The following is a 17157-nucleotide window of genomic DNA, read 5'->3' on the forward strand; positions in this document are numbered from 1 at the left end:
GGCCGCGGCTTGGACATCAATGCGGTTTGACCGTGTCCCTCATTACACTTTCACCAGACACGAAACTGAAGGATCTGCTTAGATTGGAACAGCCCGGCATCATCCACACGCCAACGGCCCTTTGTGGTTGTGATTCAGGGAACAATTAACCTTTTCCTGACGTAGGAATTGGGCTTTCACGTTGGTGCCCCGCTGACACTCGGGCTTCAATCACCGCACACATTCTTAGCACCTGCAGTAGCATGCATTTATCTTCATCGTTGAGATCTCTCATTCCTTCGAGGCTGGGCAATCATCGCCCCCATCCCTTCGTTCTTGCCATCAGGGTTTCAGCCATGGCTCTGCTGCTCAGTCCTGCCTTCATCCCGGCCGGTGCGGAGGAGTCCTCCTCTCCTCCGCAAAACGAGCTCCATTCCTGCGCCCCTGGGCCCTGGGGGCGGGTGAGCTACTATTACTTCTACCTGGAGGCGCCTGACTATGTGGTGGAAAAGTTCCCTCTGCCCAACACGACCACGAAGTGGGTTTTTAATCTTGGCGAGCTGGACCGCGTCGAGCCCCTGCTCAGAAAAGCCGGCATGCCCCAGGAGCGCCTGGACCAGATTCTGGCCCCAAGGCGTGTGGTCAAAGACGCTCAGTACGCTTATGTCTTTCCCTCCGCCTCCGACCTGGAAAACCTGACCCCGGAAAACAGGGCGCTCATTTACACAGACCTTGCGCGCCTTCCCGCCAATGTGTTTCAGTACTCACCCGTGTTCTTTTTGACAGATTCGGTCGAGGAATGGGCCCGTGAGTCAGGGCTGCCGGCCTCCATCGTCAGCAAAATCTCAAGCCTCTCTTACAAGGCGGGCAACGCCCTCGTTTTTGCAGACATCCCCCTGCTGCTCAGTCAGGCTGAAAACATAGCCGAGGCACGCTTCATCATGCGCAAGCTCACACGCGTGCGCACTCTGATGGCCCAGCTGGAGCTTTCCAAGGAGGACTCCATTCCCGATCTCCTGAACTACTGGTCCACCGGTCTCGGCCTCCGCCAGAAAGAGCTCGAGCCTCTCATGCACGCCATCACTCATACCAAGGGGCTCTCACACCTGGACATCCTGCACCTCGTGCCCCCGCTGCCACGGAAGCTCCTCTACACCTATCCCGACATCAGCTACACTTCCGAAGGCCGCCTGCCAGACTGCCACTGGACCAGCCTCAATTTTTACAACCTCACCCCCCAGCCTTTCCTGCTGGACACACGGCTAGCCACCAGCCTGGTCAAACAGGATTTCGACAAGGTGGAGCCCCCTTATCGTTATGGCGATGTTCTCATGTTCATCACTCCAGACGGGCGCGCCGTACATTCGGCCACCTATCTGGCAGACGACCTCCTGTTTACCAAAAACGGCTCCAACCTCCTCACCCCCTGGCTGCTGATGCGGCTTCAGGATCTTTCCAAGCTCTATGATGTTGAGCCCGGCAAGGCGCGCATCGTGGGCTTTCGGCACAAGAAATAACCGCCGCTAGCCCTGCCCCAGCTTGCGTGACTCCACCCAGCGGATGGCAAACCGCGTGACTGCGGCGCCGTCTTCGAGCTTCATCTTGGTGCGGATGTTCATCCGGTGCACGTCCACCGTTTTGGGGCTGATCCGCAGCGACTCGGCAATTTCATGCGTGCCCCGGCCATCACCCATCATTTGGAAAATCTCAAACTCGCGGTCCGTCAGGGCATCCAGCCCGCCTTCCATGCGCGGCTTGCTGCCGCTCGTGTACGCCTTGAGTATCTGCTCGGAGACCGCGTCGCTCAGCCAGCTGCCCCCGGAGGCCACCTTGCGGAGTGCGGCTTCGTAAAGGTCATAGCCCATGTTTTTCATCATGTAGCCCTTCGCACCGGCCTTGAGCGCCCGGTGCGCGTAGTAGGCCTCGTCGTGCATTGAAATGACCATCATCACCAGATCGGGATGCACTGAATGCACATCCTTGATGAACTCCAGCCCGTTGCGGTCCGGCAGGGTGATGTCCACCAGCAGGATGTCCGGCATGTCGGACTCCACTTTTTCGAGCGCCGTCTTGCAGTCTGCCGCCTCCCAGCAGCATTCAAAATCCGGCAGGCTGTCGATGAAAACCTTCACACCGCCGCGCATCATGGTATGGTCATCGAGCAAGGCGACTCTCTTACGCACAGCCGGTGTTTCGTTGGAGGCTTTATGGGTGTTTGTGCTCATATGTTTTGAAACCCGAGAACTCATCGGCATGCAAGTGGCATTTCACAGACCGCCAGCGTCCCGCCTCCCGCCACATCCCGCGGCTGAAAGGACAGCACTGCACCCAGGGCGTCGGCACGTTGACGCAGCATGAACAATCCCATGCCTTTCCCCCGTGCACCCGGCGTTGGGTTAAAGCTGACACCGTCGTTCGCCACTTCCAGACGCAGCATGTCACGGTCCCTGATGAAACTGATGTCTATCCACGTGGCCCGCCCATGTTTGGCCGCATTCGTCGCCAGCTCCTGGGTGATGCGGAAAAGCAGAGCCGCCTCCTCGGTTTTCAGCACCCCGGAGTAATCCTCACACTCCACCCGGCAGCTGATGCCAAACGCACGCTCAATGAATTTGCACAGGTCGGCCACCGCGTCCGGCAGCTCCTGCGGCCCGACTGCCACAGACGCCAGGCCACGCGCAAAGCTCCTCGCGAGATCGGAGGCCTCGGCCAGCTCACGCGCCACATCCATCGCCAGCACACACTGCGGGTGCCCCTCCCGTTTCAGGCTGCCTCCCAGCACCCCGCTTTTCAGCTGCGCGGCCGCCAGGCGCTGACACACATCATCATGCAAATCCTGGCCGATTCGCCTCCGCTCGTTTTCCGCCGCCTCGACCTGCATCTTCTCCATCTCCTTTTCTGCGGTGATGATGCTGGCCATGCCCGCCACCTGCAGCAGGCCGGCCTGATTGGGGATGCGCCGGGTCGAAAAGCCGCGACAGCGGAGCCACTCGATCCTGCCCCGGGTGCGGACACGTATCTCGACTTCCTCCTCCAATGGGGCACCGCGCAGGGTCCGCAGCATTTTCAAGGCGGCCGCACGGTCCTGGCGCACCACGGCTCGCAGCCAGTCCCAGCGCCTCACCGAAAGCGTTTCAGCCGGCCGGCCAAACATGTCCTCATACGCCTGGTTCACGTAGATGTGCTCCGTGGGGTCCGGAGGCGCCACCCAGAATATGTCCCGCATGTTGGAGGCGATCTGGCTGAAGCGCCATTCGGACTCCTGCAGCCGGTGGGCTGCATCCGCGATGCTTTTGGAGATCGTCTCCAGCTCATCCCCTCCCCCGATGGATTCTGGCACCACCTCATGCGGCCCGATGTGCCTCACCTGCTCCACGATCGCCACCACACGTTCGGTGATCAGCATTTGCAGCAGGGCCCACAGCAGCAGGCAGCTCCCCAGCAGCACACAGGCCTGCGCCAGAGACTCATGCAGCGCATGGCCGACCGCGACAGCGATGAACCAGTTAAGGTCATACTCCAGCACCACCAGCCCCGTCTTCGAAGCCGTGCTCACATCCACAAAGGGGAAGACCGCAGTCAGCCGTCCTTTTTCGAGATCTTCGTGCAGCATGCCCTCACCGGACTCCTGCGCCTGCCGCATCAGGTTGGGGCTGATGGACAGCGGGCAGTTCCAGATCGAAACACCGCGCCACTGCTTGCGCGTGGCATTGCAGATGATGTCGCTGCCGTCAGAGATCACCCCCAGTCGGAGATCCGGATTCACCGAGGCATAGCTGATCGCCAGGTCGGCCGATTGTGAAAGGTGCCGTCTCAGAAAGTGCTGGGCAAAGCTCGACAGCCGCGTGCCCTCCTCATAAGCCTGCAGCCGCATCTCTTCAAAGCGCCCGTTCACATCATGCTGGTACTGCCTGCTGATGTTCAGGATGATCATCAGAAGACCAAACACCATCACAATCGCGGAAACCCGGAACTGCAGGCTGAAAAAACGCTTCACGGGGCTTCCTCCAGAAACTCAGAAGTGAACAGGCCGCTGACCCCGACCTCATGCTGCAGCATGCCCATTCGCAGCATCTCCGCGCTCATTTTTTTCAGGCACTCCTCCAGCCCGCCAGTTTTTTGGCTGAACAGCCGCCTGTTTTCCGCTGCGCCTGGCAGGTGCATTTTTTGCAGAGCCCGCTGCCACTGCTCCATCGTCAGGCCTTCGCGCCGCAATGTGGCGTCCTGGTCATTTTGGGCGTCCAGCGAGCCTGCCTGCGTGCTCAGTCCCAGGCAGGCGGACACTAGCGCACGCAGTTCGTGCGGGTAAGCCCGCAGCACCTCATCGCTCACCACCAGCACGCGGCTGCACTCCAGATCCATCTTGCCCGAGTCATAGACCACCGTGGCGCCTTTTCCCGTCAGGCGCGTGTACCACGGGTCTGCTGTCACCACAGCATCTATCCCCCTTTCCTTAAACGCAGTCTCTGTCTCCGCCAGATTGAGCGGGACCACCTCCACATCCTCCAGCGACATCCCGCTCGCCGCCAGCGCATGCCTCAGCAGGTACTCGCTCGAAGACCTGAGCTCCACACCGATGTGCTTGCCCCTGAGGCTCTGCATCGTGGGCGGCGCAGCCTGCCTGTTGCTTGCATCCGCCCCTTTAGGCTGGCGGTGTTCATCCCAGCGCCATCGGTGCCCCGCATGGGCCATGATCGCGTCGGACCCCCTGGAAATGCCAAGGATCATCACCGCACGTGGCATCGCGCCATCAGCCTCCAGGCGGATCAGCTCATCCAGAGTCACCACCGCCGCATCCACCACGCGCTTGCGGAATGCCGTCAGGACCGCCGTGGACCATGACATCTCGACCAGATTGATCCGGAGGTTGTTTGCCTTGCTGGCATCGCAGGCCATGACCAGACGCTCAGACCCCGGCCAGATGTTGACCGCCACCGTCAGCGGCCTTTTATGCTCAGACTCCGGCCATAGCAGCCCTGCCGCACACAGCAGCACACCCAGAAATGCGGCGGGAATCATGCGGATCTGGATGGATTTGCTCATGAGAGCTCCCAGTATCCTATCTTTTCTGCTCGCAGACCAGCTTAATGCTTCCAAACGCCCACAGCTAAAGACCTGCCTAAAGACACCGGGCTAACCACGCGCCAGACGGATGTGGTCCGAAATGATGCGGTCCAGCTCCCGGACTCCAAACGGTTTGTTCAGGTAGGCAGTGGCCCCCGCAGCCAGACATTTCTCTTTGTCCGCCGCACTCGCATGACCGGAAAGGCTGACAATCGCGATGCTCCGCGTCCTGGGATCTGCAGAAGCACGGATCTGCCGGATGGCACTCAGGCCGTCCACCACCGGCATGCGTACATCCATCAGAATAAGATCCGGCAGCAGAGCGCAGGCCTGCTCAATGGCCTCACTGCCATCCCGCGCCGTAATCACCTGGAAGCCGACGCTCTCGAGATAGTTCTTTGTGACGAAAATGAGCGCCGGCTGATCATCGGCGATCAAAATGGTGGGCTGGCGTGAAAGCGGTGGCGGCGGTGCTTCTCTGCACGTCGCCTCGTCACCAAGGCGCTCTTCCCGCACCGGAACCGTCGCCGAAGCCAAAACCATCGGCAGGCGGATCGTCATGCGGACTTCCTGCCCGGCTGCCTCTCCCACCTCAAAAGTGCCGCTGTGCAGTTTCACCAGCCGCTGCAGCAAAGCCATGCCGATGGGCTTGACCTTCCCCATCCTTTTCAGGAGGTGATGCGGTTCAGGCACAGGCTGGCTGATGCCGCCCAAAGTCTGAAGCTGCAAAACGCCCTCACCATAGCTCACGCGAAACCTGAGCCGGCCGCCTGTCTGCATGGATAAAGCAGCCGCCGAAAGCAGCTCCGTCATGATCTGCTGCAGCCGGTTCACATCGGCAAACACCGTCAGCTCCGGTGGCACCACCTCGGAACTGACCTGAATGGATCGCGACTGCACCAGCCCCGCAACCACGGCCAGACTGCCGGCACACTTGTCAGCCACCAGACATGGGGTCTCAGAGAGCACGGACACCCCCGCTTCAATTTTGCCCAGATCCACCACGTCGGCGATGAGCTGGAGCAGCTGACGTGCACTGTCCTGAATGGCCGCGACAGCTTTTTTCTGCGGACTCTCCAAAGGCCCGTAGATCCCCTCCAGCAACGTTTCCACCTGCGCTGTGATGTTCGCGAGCGGATTGCGTAGCTCATGCCCCATGCTGCCGAGAAATTCATTTTTCTCCGCAGCCGAGCCCTCAGTAAAAGAGAGACCCGGTCTGACCGGGTCATCCTGCCGAGCTTTAGGCGAGTCTAAATCAATATTCATTATCGTGCTTCACCGCCACAGGTGCCAGATTTGCTGTATGCTATTGCTGATTTCAGTCATAACCAGAAAATAACGAGCATTCATGCAGCAGGCAAATTGCCATTCCAATCGTTCAGGAAAATCCGGGGTGATCCTGCTTGTGGAGGACCATGATCTCTACCGTGACGTCGTTCGCGCCGCCTTGGCCAGATATCTGCCCCAGTTTGATCTTCTGGAGGCAGACTGTGTGGCGGCAGCGCTCCCCGTCCTCCATTCCCACCACGTGGACATTATGGTCATCGACATGACCCTGCCGGACGGATCCGCCATTGATCTCATTGAAAAAAGCGGATATTTCATCCAGCAGGGGATCAAAGTCATCGTGCTAAGCAGCCATTCCAGCGCCGATATGCTGCCAGTCTTGAGCCGTAGCGACGTGCATGGCTTCGTCTCAAAGGAGCAGGGCTTGAAGACACTGGCAGACACAATCACCGCCTTGCGCCCAGAATCGGATGAAATGGCATTGGAAAAGGTTTTGTTAATGACTGATCCTACTTCTGCATGATCATTCCATCCATGAAGACCGGCGCGGCCAACGATGATATGGGCATCAAAGGGCAGGGCGACTGGTTCCGCAGCGTTTTTGACTGTCTCAATGATGCTGTTTTCATTCACGACGTCGTCACGGGTGACATCTTGGAAGTCAACCAGCGCGCCTGCGAAATGTATGGCTTCGACGCTGATGAAATGCGGCGGCTTTCCACAGCAGCGCTCAGTGCCAACACCCCCCCCCTACACTGAGGAAGAGTCGCACCACTGGATGCGCAAGGCCGTTGAAGAAGGCCCGCAGCTCTTCGAGTGGCAGGCACGTGCCCGCTCTGGACGGGTGTTCTGGGTGGAGGTGAGCATGCGAAAGGCCGACATCGTCGGCAAAGAAAAGCTGGTCGTCACCGTTCGGGACATATCCAAACGCAAGCATGCTGAAAGCGAGCTCAGGCGCAGCGAAGAACGTTTCCGGACCGTGCTCGGAAATTCAAAGGACCCGGTCTACTGCCTCAGCCTGCCCACGCTCACGTATGATTACATCAGTCCTGCGGTGGAGCAGGTGCTGGGCTTCAGCATCGAGGAATGCATCGCCGGCGGGCTTCGCTTCATGCTGTCGCGCATCCACCCGGAGGACTACGAGTCAGAGCGCGAACGGCTGGAAAAAGTCATGTCCCGTGACCTGAGCGGTGATTTCCAGCCCGTGCTGGAATACCGCTTCAAGCACAAAAATGAAACCTACCGCTGGATCAGTGACAACCGCTCCATCGTCAGAGACAGCGAAGGCAGGCCGGTGGCCATCATTGGCAACCTGCGTGACTTCACCACGCGGCGCGAACAGGAGGAGGCGCTGCAGCAGCAGGCCCATGCCACACTCCTCTACCACCTGGAAAACACTTCCCTCGCGCTCGTGGAGTGCGACACCAACAGCCGCATCTGCCGCTGGTCCCCCCAGGCTGAAAAAATCTTTGGCTGGACCGAGACAGCCGTCATGGGAAACGATCTCGCAGCCTCGAACTTTGTTCACCCCGAGGACTTGCCGCGGGTAAAGGCCACACTCGGCCGGCTGCTGGACCGCTCCGAATCCCGCAACACCTGCATCAACCGCAATTTCACCAGCGACGGGCGCGTGATCGTCTGTGAATGGCACAACTCCGCCCTCCTCAACGAAGAAGGCGAGCTCCAGTCCATCCTCTCCCTGGCTTCAGACATCACCGTGGAGAAAAAAACGGAGGAGGCCCTGCGGGCCATGGCCGAAGGTGTGGACGCACGCAGCGGCGAGACCTTCTTCCAGTCGCTCTGCCTGCAGATGGCCCGCACCGTTGAGGCCAAATATGCCACGGTGGCCATGCTCCTGCCAGAGCGCGACCGGATGGTCAGGACTCTAGGCTTCTGCGCAGACGGCAAAGTGCTGCCAAACAAGACCTGCTCCCTGATCGGCACCCCATGCTACAATGTGACCAGCGGCGAGATCTGCTACTATGGCAGCAATGTCAGAGCGCATTTCCCGGACGACCAGATCCTGCAGGAACTGGGCGCAAACAGCTACATGGGCATGCCCCTCCACGCCACCGACGGACGCGTCATAGGCATGATCGCGGTTTTCAGTGACAATGCGCTGGACCATCGGGAGCGTCTGCAGGCCATGTTTCAGCTTTTTGCGGTGCGTGCCGCCGCAGAAATGGAACGCCACCAGGCTGAACTCGCCCTGCGGCAAAGCGAAGAACGCTACGCACTCGCAGCCACCGGCTCCACCGGCGGTGTCTGGGACTGGGACATCCGTACCGGAGGCGTTTACTACTCCGCACGCTTTCGTGAACTGCTCGGCTACAACCACGAGGAGTTTCCAAGCCTGTTTTTCGCCTGGGAGCAAAAAATGCACCCCGATGACCTGCCCCTGGTGCGTGCGGCCTTGGAGAGCCATCTGGAGCAGCATACCGAGTTCTGCATCGAGTACCGCATCCTGGTCAAATCCGGCGGGTATCGCTGGTTCGAAGCCCGCGGCCAGGCCTTGTGGGACAAGCACGGTGAGCCCTACCGCATGGCAGGATCCGCGCTGGACATTCACGAACGCAAGCTGGACGAGCAGCGGCTGCTCCGCCTGAACCGGCTGCATGCCATGTCCAGCAGCATCAACGAGGCCATCGTCCGCATCCGCGAGCCCCAGCTGCTCTACGAGTCTGCAGTCAGCATCGCCGTGGAGAAGGGCAACATGAAGATGGCCTGGATCGCCTTCTACGACGAAGCCTCTCAGAGCTTGAAGCCCGCCGCCTGTGCCGGCAGCCATCAGAACTACCTGGACGGCCTCACGCTCATCATACGCGGAGACCACCCCTCAGGCCAGGGCCCGGCGGGCCGCGCATTCAACAGCGGCACGCATCAAATTTCCAATGACATCGAGCACGACGAAACGTTCTACTTTCGGGAGCGGGCGCTCGAGCGCGGGTTCCGCTCCTGCGCGGCCTTCCCCCTGAAGCCAGGCAACGTTCCTGTCGGGGTGCTGCTCATTTATGCCGACGAACGCGACTGCTTCCAGGAAGAGGAAATACGCGTGCTCAGCGCCTTGGCCAACGACCTCTCCTTCGCCATGGAAACCGTTGAGCGGGAGAAGGAGCGCCAGCAGGCCATCGAGGCGCTGCGTGAAAATGAGCGCATGATTTCAACCCTGATGGGCAACCTCCCTGGCGCCGCCTACCGCGCTCTCATCGACGAAAAATGGACGCTGGAGTTCATCAGCGAAGGCTGCCTGGAACTCACCGGCTATGAGGCCGAGGTCTTCGCCAGCAACGGCGAAGTCTTCTTCGCCGACCTGATCCACCCCGAAGACCGCGAGTATGTGCGGCAGTCGGTCTCCGAAGCTGTGGCCGCCGGCAAACGCTTCGAGGTCAGCTACCGCATCCGCACGGCAGAGGGCGCGGTCAAATGGATCTGGGAGCGCGGCCAGGGAATTCCCTCCGAGGACGGTGTGATACGCCACATCGAAGGCTTCATGACTGATGTGACGGAAAAGCGCCGCATGGAATCGCAGTCGCTGCGCAATCAGCGCCTGGAAAGCATCGGCACGCTCGCCGGCGGCGTGGCGCATGACTTGAACAACGTGCTCACGCCCATTTTGATGTCCCTCACAATTCTGCGCATGAAACTGCAGCAGCCGCGGGACATCGAGCTGCTCAATGCCATGGAAAACAGCGCCAACCGCGGCGCCGAAATGGTGAAGCAGATCCTCAGCTTTGCGCGCGGCGTCGAAAGCCGCAGCATGCGCCTGCGGCCTCAGGATGTGCTGCAGGAAATCGAGCAGCTCATCCACGAGACCTTCCCCAAGTTCATCAAATGCCGCATCTCCTGCCCTGAAGAGATCTGGAACGTCGAAGGAGACCCCACTCAGCTGCATCAGGTGCTGCTCAATCTCTGCGTCAACGCCCGGGACGCCATGCCCGGAGGAGGTGAGCTGGACATCACCATGAGCAACGTGGTCGTCGATGAGCAGTTCGCCAGCATGCACCCGGACGCCAACATGGGGCCTCATGTCGTCTTTGAAGTGCGGGACACCGGTACCGGCATCCCCCTCGAAGTGCGGGACCGCATTTTCGACCCCTTCTTCACCACCAAGGAAATGGGCAAAGGCACCGGCCTCGGCCTTGCCACCACCCTGGGCATCGTCAAATCCCATCATGGTTTCATCGACCTCACAAGCCGCATGGGCAAAGGCACCGTGTTCCGCATTTATCTCCCCGCCAAGACAGACATCGAACACCGGGAAATCCAGGCGGCCGAGCCCAAGCGCAGCCTTGGAAAGGGTGAGCTGATCCTGGTCGTGGATGATGAAGCCGCCATTCTGACCGCCACCAAGCACACCTTGGAGGCCTTCGGCTACCGTGTCGTCGCCGCCTGTGACGGCACAGACGCCATCGCGACATTCCTGAAAAGCCCCGAAAAGCCCATCGCTCTCATCACAGACATGATGATGCCCAACATGGACGGACCGACGCTCATCCAGGCCCTGCTCAAAATCCATCCCGAACTGCCGATCATCGGCGCCAGCGGCCTCAGCCATCAGATGCAGGCGCAGGTCAACAGCCTGGGGGTGAAGCATTTCCTGCGCAAACCCTACAACGCCGACGCCTTGCTGGAAGCGCTGGGAGATGTCCTGCAGCAGTCACGAAAAGCGGCCTGACCCTGCAAGCCTCAGCGCTCGTTCAAAACGTGATGCAGCGCCCGCAGAATGGTTTCGGCCGTGTAGGGTTTGGGCAGAAACTGCCGAACCCCTGCACCTGCCGCCCTCGCAATGCTGCTGTTGGAATTGATGCCGCTCGCAGCAATGATGCGGACCTGGGGGTTCATTTTCATCAGCACCTGAATCGTGGTGGAGCCGTCCATGACCGGCATCCGCATGTCGGTCAGCACCAGGGCGATTTCGTGCTGATGCTTTGAGTAGAGCGTCACCGCCTCCACCCCGTCTGCAGCCAGCAGCACACGGTAGCCGTACGCCTCCAGAGTCTGACGCGTGATTTCACGCACCGCAGCCTCGTCATCGACCAGGAGGACGAGTTCATCATTCCCGCGTGGCAGCACCAGATCCTCGGCCACAGGCTCCTCCGCGGCCTGCTCCGCCTGCACCGGCAGGTACACATGAAAGCTCGAGCCATGCCCCAGCTCGCTGTAAACCCGGAAAAAACCGCCGTGGCTTTTCATGATGGCAAGCGCGGTGGACAGTCCCAGCCCCGTCCCCCTGCCCGTATCCTTGGTGGTGAAAAAGGGGTCGAAGATCTTTTGTAAAACCTCCGGCGCGATCCCCAGCCCGTCGTCCTCGACGCTGATCCTGATGTGCGGCCCTTCACGCGCCTCAATGTTCATCGCGGCGTATTGCGCATCGATCATGACCTGCGCCGCACTGATGGTGAGCGTGCCTCCGGCAGGCATCGCATCCCGCGCATTCACACAGAGATTGAGCAGCACCTGGTGGATCTGCGTCGGGTCCCCTGACACAGCGTCGCCGGCGGCAAGCTCGTCCTTCAGCCGAAGATGGATGTTCTTCGGGAAGGTGTCTCCGACGATGCGCGCCATGTCCCGCAGCACACGGCTGATCTTCACCGGCGCCTTCTGCCCCTCCAGCCCCCTGGCAAAGGACAGCACCTGGTTGAGCATGTCAGCGCCTCGCCGCGCGCTCGCCGAGATCGTTTCCAACGTCTCCCTGCTAGCTTCATCTTTGACACGCAGGTTCAGCAGATCCACCGACATCATGATCGGCGTGAGGACGTTGTTGAGATCATGGGCGATGCCGCCCGCCAGCGTTCCGATGCTCTCCATGCGCTGAGAGCGCAGAATCTGATCCTTCAGCCGCTTTTGCTCAGTGATGTCCGTGTTGATGGCCAGCACGCATTTGGGCCGGCCTTCGGCATCCCGCACCAGCGTCCAGCGCCCCTGCACCGTCACCTCTTCGCCCGTCTTGGTCACCTGCTGGATTTCACCAGCCCATTCGCCTTCGGTCAGCACCCGGCTGTTCTTCTCCTCAAACTGCGCATCGTCGGTGTAGAGCAGCTCGGTCACCTTGCTCCCTTTTGCCTCCCCGGCGGTCCATCCATAGAGGATTTCAGCACTCTTGTTCCAGTAGGTGATGTTATGGTCAAGATCTAGGACTATGATCGCATCATTGGCCTTGTCGAGCAGTGAAGCCTGCTGGCGCAGCATGTCCTCCACCTGTCTGCGCTCCCATTGCGCCAGCACCAGGGAGATGAAGTTGGCCATGGATGTCGCAAAGCTTTTCTCTTCCGGCAGCCAGGTGCGCCGCGGGCCCACATGCTCCTGGCAAAGCACCCCCGCCAGCACCCCGCCCACATGCAGCGGGGCATCCAGCATGGAGGTGATGCCCTGCGGCATGAGATAGCTTTCGGCAAACTCGCAGGTCCGCGGATCACCGCACGCATCATCCGCCACAATCGCTTCATTTTGCTCCATGGCACGGAAGTAGGCCGGGTAGTCCCCGCCACGCAGCTCCAAGCCGGAGGAATGACGCCGCGCGCCAGCCTCAAACAGCATCTGGCAGACGATGCTGCTGCGGTTTTGGTCATATCGCCAGATGCTCACACGCTCCACTTCCATCGCATGGGCAATTTCTTCGGTGATCAGACGGAATGCAGACTCCAGATGAACGGCCTGCATCACGCCACTGCGTATCATCCGGGCCAGCGCAACGTGCTGCCTCTCATAACGCAGGTTGCTTCTCCGCAGGCGGTCTGCCGCCTCCTTGCGCGCGGTGACATCGCGCTGAACAGCCACAAAATAAGACACCCGGCCCGCCAGGTCGGAGATCGGGACAATGTCTATCTCAACACAAAAGGCGGAGCCGTCCTTTTTGTAATTGATCACCTCCTCCTTGCTTGGCAGCCCCTTCGCGAGAGCCGCCCGCATCCGCCCCAGGGCAAAGCGGTCCGTCCCCGGCCCTTGCAGGAAGCGCGGGCTTCGCCCCAGCGTTTCTTCCTTGGTGTAGCCGGTCACTCGCGTGAATGCATCGTTGACAAACACAATGCGCGGGCCGGGCTCATCCAGCGGCCACGGTTCTGTGATCAGCACGATGTCATTGAGATGGGCAACGCAAGCCTCCAGCAGACGCAGCTGCTCCTGGTTGTGGCGTGATTTCGTGATGTCTTTGCACAGCACCACCATGTTCAGAGCCCGCCCGCCTTCGTCCCGGATGGCCGACACGCTGTTTTCCACCCAGGCCACCTGCCCGTTTTTGCACAGGTACCGTTTCTCGACGACGAAATCGTTGATCTCCCCCTCGATCAGCCTCTGGTTCAGCCTCAGCTTGCGTGACACATCTTCCGGATGCGTGATCGTGGCAAACGATCTCCCGACCATTTCCTCTTCGCTGTAGCCGGTGATGTTGCAGTAGTGCCTGTTGATGTGGAGAACCACGCCCCTCATGTCCGTGATCGCAAAGCCCACGCTCGCATTCGTGAACGCACGGCGGAAGCGCAGCTCGCTGTTTTTAAACGCCTCCTCCGCCAGCTTGCGCTCCGTGATGTCATGGGCCGTCCCCACCATGCGCACCGGCTGCCCGCTTTGTTCATCAAGAAATATCTGCGCGTCCTCGTGCACATGCCTGACTTCGCCGTTCGGCAGGATGATCCTGTAATCGGTCGAGTAACGCCCGCAGGTGCGGATCGCTTCGCTGACTGCCCCGCGAATCATCTCGAGGTCGTCAGGATGCACCGCACGGAAAAAGTTTTCTTGCGTCGTTTCAATGCCCCCCAGCTCATGGCCAAAGATGCGGAAAGCTTCTTCAGACCATCGGAGCGGATGGTTGCCTGGCCCGGCCGCCAGCGAAAGGTCCAGCTCCCAGCTGCCAAAATGTGAAATGCGCTGGGCGTCCGCCATCGTCGCCTCGCTTTGCCGGAGGCGTTCCTCGGCCCCTCGCCTCTCTGACTCAAGCTCCACAATCGCCCGCCCCTGCGCCTCCCGGTGGCGCAGCTCCAGTTCCGCATGCTTCCGCAAAGTGACGTCTATGCAGGTGATCAGCGCCCCGGCGCCCCCCCCCACAGGCAGAGGAATGATCGTGATTTCCAGCCAGCCCCCGCCACCGCCACCCACCTCGCACGCTTCGATCCTCGCCCCCGCAGACCGCCGCTCCAGCACCTCCTGAAGGGCACTCGCCCATCTCGCCGCCCCCTCAAAACGCAGGTCACATGCCCCGGTGAAAAAATCCAGACAGCTGCTCCCTCGTTTCGGCAAAATCAGATCCCGGCCAAAAACCTCCAAAAAGCGATCCTGCCCGCCATCCACCGATTGAATGACACCGCAGCAGTCCACCATAATGACCAGGCTGCAGGCAATCGTCTGCCGCTGCAGACTCAGCACACCATCTGAAGGGTCAGACTTCATCACAACAGCACAGCCAGATCTCCCGCCTCCTCAGGATGCCATGGCGTTTCCATCAGAGCGTGGACAATGCACCCCGCCTTTTTGCATTCGACAAGTCTAGCCACAAGAGCACGCATGATCGAAAAACAACGATCACGAGACCTGCAACCTTGAAACGGATTTGCCCCCGTAAGCAGCAGAAGCGCAATAGAATAGGATGGTGACCATACCGTTCCTTCGGTCATCGCCGGATGTGGTCAAGATACTCTGCGCATCAAATTATCCGGCAGCAGCCTCGCGATATAAATTCCACGCCCACTATGCAGGCTGAAATTTTGCCTCCGCCATCGCCTCTCACCTTGAGTGGCAATCTCAGCCTCCCTTGCCCCACCTCGAAACGAGCTGGCAGCTTCGTCTATAGGTACCGGGCACAGGCTGGCAGGCAACCACCCACCCCACCTGTTCACAGCCTCGCTGGCTGCAGCAGCGCCTGCCCCACGATGTTGAGCAGTTCCACCATGCCAAAGGGCTTCGGCAGGAAATTTTCGCCCGCCTTCAGCTCCTTCGCGTTGCTGAGCGTGGTAGGCGAGTAGCCACAGGTGAAAATCACAGGAAGCGTCGGATCTTCGGCTGCCAGCGCCTTCTCAAGGTCAAAGCCGCTGACACCGCCAGGCAGCTTCACGTCGATAAGTGCGAGTTTGATCACCGCGGCCTTCTCGCGCCAGATGGCCCACGCTTCATTCGCATCGGCGGCCGTCAGCACTTTGTGTCCCTGGCTTGTCAGCACATATTCCATCACCTGCCTCACCGAATCTTCGTCATCCACGACCAAAATGGTCGATGACTCCTCCGCTGCGCCGCGGTTGAGAAGTTTTTTCTCTGGCACTGCTGCCGCAGACGCGGTTCCAGTGGCGACCGGCAGATACACCGAGAACTCCGTCCCCACCTCCAGCACGCTGCGCCCTTCGAGCCAGCCGCCCTGCATGCGCACCAGCCCCTGCACGAGAATCATGGCGATGTCCGCCCCCCCCTCCTTCTCCAGAGAGAGTTTGGACGCATCCAGCAAAGCAGCCATCTCGGCCGGGGTCAGTCCCTTGCCCGTGTCAGAAATCGTCATCACCACAAAATCCCCAGGCTTTGCCTCCGCGTGAATCTGGCTGGCCGTGTCTGCGTCTGGGATGCACACCTGCCGGGTCTGGATCATGACCCTGCCACCGCCCGGCATGGAGTCACGCGCGTGGATCAGGAGGTTGAAAATAATCTGCTCCAACGCCGCCTGGTCAGACATCACCCCGGGCAGATCCGGCTGGTGGCTGATCTGGATGGAGATCTGCTCTCCCAGCGCCTTCTGCAGCATCGCCGCCTGCCCATCAATGACCTGGCCGAGATTCATCGGCTGAGGCTCCAAATAGTCGCGCCTGTTAAACGAAACAAACTGCGAGGTAAAGCCAGCCGCACGCTGCGTGGCGAGGATCAGTTCCTTCAAAGATGAAGATGGTAGCGAGCTCGTGCCACCGGCCCCCTGGGTGTGCTGCGCCACCTCCAGATGCCCCTGGATCACCGTCAGGTAGTTGTTGAAAAAGTGCGCCATCGCATCTGCAAAACGCCCCACCGTTTCTAGACGCTGATTACGGCAGAGCTGATCCTCCAGCTGCTTGCGGTGGTCCTGCTCCAGCCGGAGCCGGTTGCTGACATCTTCAAAACGTGAGGTGACTTCCAGCAGCTGCGCATTCAGGCTCAGATTCCGGTGCGACGTTTGGTTTTCCGCACTGTGCCTGAACGTCAGCGTGCGGATGAGCTGCGTGATTTCAAAGGGGACCAGCCTGAACTTGAAGACCAGCAGGTGCGGATTGGAACCAAGGTCGATCGGAATTTGCTCAAATGCCTCCAGCTGAGAAACAGCATGCAGCACCACGTGCAAGTCGCGCTGAGACTGCCACAGGCGGTTGATCACGTACCGGTAATCCTTGCCGTAAAAAAGACGGCCGTCCATAATCACAAGAGAAAACGGCTTGTGCCCCTGTGCGGCAGCTTCCACCAGAGCCAGTGCCTCCTTCTCATTCGCTGTGCAGACCACTTCTGGGGGCGGCACGGCCGCTTTGGCCTTGGCACTGCCATGATCAAAACCCAGCATGGCCGATGAACTGCCAGCCTGACCCGTATTCTGCAGCGAGTGCGAAATGTGCAGGTCCTCTTGCAAGGATCTCTCTTCGGTCACAATCAGAATCCGACTGCAGGCAGTAGAGTTGTGCTGAATGGTATTTAGATACATGTGACTAATGTTAGTTTCATATTTTTATAAAATTAATAAAAATAGCTTTATTTTTATGATAAATCATAGTTTGGATCCGCTTCACAAACATGAATATGTGAGAGTCATTTAGGATTAGCCTAAATATTAAATCAACATTTAGGTGCCGAGTTCAGCGAACTGTGGTTCTCCTAAATGCAGCGACATAATTGATT

General features: G+C 59.7%; 10 protein-coding genes. 4 read left to right on the forward strand and 6 right to left on the reverse strand.

Annotated features, from left to right (window positions below; translation table 11 throughout):
- Nucleotides 1–335 precede the first annotated feature (335 nt).
- Nucleotides 336–1496, forward strand: coding sequence for a hypothetical protein (locus ACFQDI_RS10510; protein ID WP_377166223.1), 1161 nt, complete (start codon nucleotides 336–338; stop codon nucleotides 1494–1496).
- Nucleotides 1497–1502: 6 nt separating this feature from the next.
- On the opposite strand, the gene ACFQDI_RS10515 is transcribed toward ACFQDI_RS10510, so the two are convergent.
- The 4 genes from ACFQDI_RS10515 to ACFQDI_RS10530 form a co-directional block, all read right to left on the reverse strand.
- Nucleotides 1503–2204 carry a response regulator gene (locus tag ACFQDI_RS10515; protein ID WP_377166225.1) on the reverse strand — a complete coding sequence of 234 codons (702 nt, stop codon included), beginning with the start codon at nucleotides 2202–2204 and terminating at the stop codon, nucleotides 1503–1505.
- A 20-nt stretch (nucleotides 2205–2224) separates the two neighbouring features.
- The gene (locus ACFQDI_RS10520) at nucleotides 2225–3976 is read right to left on the reverse strand and encodes a PAS domain-containing sensor histidine kinase (RefSeq protein ID WP_377166227.1); all 1752 of its coding nucleotides are present in this window, start codon (nucleotides 3974–3976) and stop codon (nucleotides 2225–2227) included.
- On the reverse strand, nucleotides 3973–5022 hold the full coding sequence (locus tag ACFQDI_RS10525) for an ABC transporter substrate-binding protein (protein WP_377166229.1): 1050 nt from the start codon (nucleotides 5020–5022) through the stop codon (nucleotides 3973–3975). The genes ACFQDI_RS10520 and ACFQDI_RS10525 overlap by 4 nt, the downstream gene beginning before the upstream one ends.
- A gap of 90 nt (nucleotides 5023–5112) precedes the next feature.
- A complete protein-coding gene (locus tag ACFQDI_RS10530) occupies nucleotides 5113–6309 on the reverse strand; it encodes a hybrid sensor histidine kinase/response regulator (protein WP_377166231.1) in 1197 nt (398 codons plus the stop codon).
- Between the two features lie 82 nt (nucleotides 6310–6391).
- Here ACFQDI_RS10530 and ACFQDI_RS10535 point away from each other — a divergent pair, with 82 nt between their 5' ends.
- Genes ACFQDI_RS10535 through ACFQDI_RS10545 form a run of 3 tightly spaced genes read left to right on the forward strand, consistent with a single transcriptional unit; the run spans nucleotide 6392 to nucleotide 11005 of the window.
- On the forward strand, nucleotides 6392–6853 hold the full coding sequence (locus tag ACFQDI_RS10535) for a response regulator (RefSeq protein WP_377166233.1): 462 nt from the start codon (nucleotides 6392–6394) through the stop codon (nucleotides 6851–6853).
- Nucleotides 6854–6864: 11 nt separating this feature from the next.
- Nucleotides 6865–7089 carry a PAS domain-containing protein gene (locus ACFQDI_RS10540; protein ID WP_377166235.1) on the forward strand — a complete coding sequence of 75 codons (225 nt, stop codon included), beginning with the start codon at nucleotides 6865–6867 and terminating at the stop codon, nucleotides 7087–7089.
- Nucleotides 7064–11005 carry a PAS domain-containing protein gene (locus tag ACFQDI_RS10545; RefSeq protein WP_377166237.1) on the forward strand — a complete coding sequence of 1314 codons (3942 nt, stop codon included), beginning with the start codon at nucleotides 7064–7066 and terminating at the stop codon, nucleotides 11003–11005. The genes ACFQDI_RS10540 and ACFQDI_RS10545 overlap by 26 nt, the downstream gene beginning before the upstream one ends.
- A gap of 11 nt (nucleotides 11006–11016) precedes the next feature.
- Here ACFQDI_RS10545 and ACFQDI_RS10550 read toward each other — a convergent pair whose 3' ends face one another.
- Nucleotides 11017–14712: a PAS domain S-box protein gene (locus ACFQDI_RS10550; RefSeq protein WP_377166239.1), complete on the reverse strand. Its 3696-nt coding sequence runs from the start codon at nucleotides 14710–14712 to the stop codon at nucleotides 11017–11019.
- 442 nt (nucleotides 14713–15154) lie between these two features.
- Nucleotides 15155–16825 carry a response regulator gene (locus tag ACFQDI_RS10555; RefSeq protein ID WP_377166241.1) on the reverse strand — a complete coding sequence of 557 codons (1671 nt, stop codon included), beginning with the start codon at nucleotides 16823–16825 and terminating at the stop codon, nucleotides 15155–15157.
- Nucleotides 16826–17157 lie beyond the last annotated feature (332 nt).

This window comes from Prosthecobacter fluviatilis, assembly GCF_042655725.1.
Lineage (GTDB): Bacteria > Verrucomicrobiota > Verrucomicrobiia > Verrucomicrobiales > Verrucomicrobiaceae > Prosthecobacter > Prosthecobacter fluviatilis.

Excerpts from the sequence above, each read along its gene's own strand:
- ACFQDI_RS10555 (WP_377166241.1), bottom strand. The coding sequence starts at position 16,825 with ATGCTGGGTTTTGATCATGGCAGTGCCAAGGCCAAAGCGGCCGTGCCG.
- ACFQDI_RS10525 (WP_377166229.1), bottom strand. The coding sequence starts at position 5,022 with ATGAGCAAATCCATCCAGATCCGCATGATTCCCGCCGCATTTCTGGGT.
- ACFQDI_RS10540 (WP_377166235.1), top strand. The coding sequence starts at position 6,865 with ATGAAGACCGGCGCGGCCAACGATGATATGGGCATCAAAGGGCAGGGC.
- ACFQDI_RS10530 (WP_377166231.1), bottom strand. The coding sequence starts at position 6,309 with ATGAATATTGATTTAGACTCGCCTAAAGCTCGGCAGGATGACCCGGTC.
- ACFQDI_RS10535 (WP_377166233.1), top strand. The coding sequence starts at position 6,392 with ATGCAGCAGGCAAATTGCCATTCCAATCGTTCAGGAAAATCCGGGGTG.
- ACFQDI_RS10515 (WP_377166225.1), bottom strand. The coding sequence starts at position 2,204 with ATGAGCACAAACACCCATAAAGCCTCCAACGAAACACCGGCTGTGCGT.
- ACFQDI_RS10550 (WP_377166239.1), bottom strand. The coding sequence starts at position 14,712 with ATGAAGTCTGACCCTTCAGATGGTGTGCTGAGTCTGCAGCGGCAGACG.
- ACFQDI_RS10510 (WP_377166223.1), top strand. The coding sequence starts at position 336 with ATGGCTCTGCTGCTCAGTCCTGCCTTCATCCCGGCCGGTGCGGAGGAG.